A 1138-nucleotide genomic window follows, 5' to 3' on the forward strand; every position below is an offset into this window, starting at 1 on the left:
GCTCCGCGGTCTTCTCCGTCAGGCCCGCCACGGCGGGCAGGGCGACGGCGGCGCGCACGTCCGCGTCCGAGGTCGCCACGGTGCCGGTCAGCTCGCCGTCGGCCAGCTCGGGGGCCTCGGCGTGCGGCAGGTAGGGCCGCTCCAGGAGCTCGGCGACCATGGCGGGCACCACGCCGGTGCCTCCGTCCGTGGACAGCGTGCCGGCGAGCACGAGGTCGGCGCCCTCCTTCTCGACGGCCGCGGCGATCACGCGAGCCGTCTGCACGGCGTCCGAGCCGACGAGTGCGTCGTCGGTGATCTGCACGGCGGAGTCCGCGCCCATGGCCAGCATCTTGCGCAGGGTCTTCGAGGAGTCCTCGGGGCCCACCGTCAGGGCCACGACCTCGATGTCCGCGCCGGCGTCCCGCCAGCCCAGGGCGACCTCCATGACGCGCTCGCTGATCTCGTCCGGCACGGGCTCGGCCGCGCCGTCGCGCACCACCCAGCCGGTCTCCAGGCTCAGCTCACGCTCCTGCCACGTGTCCGGCACCTGCTTGGCCAGCACCAGGATCTTCACGGCCTCTCCTCCTTGGGTCGCGGTCTCGCCCCGGGGCCTCCGCCCCGAGCGCGGCGACTTACGCTACAGACTACGGGTCCGCGCACATCCGGGCCGCATGACCCCCGCGCGGGAGCGGCCGGGGCCGCCGTCGTCGGCCCGCGCGTCCGGACCATGATCGCCCGAACCGAGGAGGCACCGTGAGCCCCGCCGCCCCGTCCGCCGAGCCGCCGGTCGCCGAGGACCGGCCCCGGGTCCCGGCGGTGCCCGCCTCCTCCCTCGTGCTGGTCCGGCCCGGGGCCGGCGGCGAGACCTCGGTGTTCACCGTCCGCCGCGCCGGGACCATGGCCTTCAGCGCCCACGCCACGGCCTTCCCCGGCGGCCGCGTGGACCCCGCGGACGACCTGTCGGACCGATTGTGGGAGGGCACGGACCTGGCCGACTGGGGCCGGCGCCTGGGGCTGCCGCACGAGCCCGTGGGCGCCCAGGGCACCCTCGCGGAACTCGACCCTGCCGAGGGCGCCGGACGCGTGCTCGCCGCCGCCGTCCGCGAGACGTTCGAGGAGACCGGGGTGCTCCTGGCCCGCGACGCGGCCACCGGCA

Annotated in this window: 1 protein-coding gene and 1 pseudogene; one reads left to right on the forward strand and one right to left on the reverse strand. The window is 76.8% G+C overall.

Annotated features, from left to right (window positions below; all coding sequences use genetic code 11):
• Positions 1-556 (reverse strand): electron transfer flavoprotein subunit beta/FixA family protein (locus ACFWJO_RS40405; RefSeq protein WP_386873358.1); only part of this gene is annotated, 556 nt, incomplete at its 3' end.
• Positions 557-735: 179 nt separating this feature from the next.
• Between ACFWJO_RS40405 and ACFWJO_RS40410 the strand changes: the two are divergent.
• A pseudogene (locus tag ACFWJO_RS40410) lies at positions 736-1138 on the forward strand (hypothetical protein); the annotation flags it as partial.

Origin of the sequence: Streptomyces sp. NPDC127092 (genome assembly GCF_042722475.1) — a bacterium.
In the GTDB taxonomy this organism is placed as follows: Bacteria; Actinomycetota; Actinomycetes; order Streptomycetales; family Streptomycetaceae; genus Streptomyces.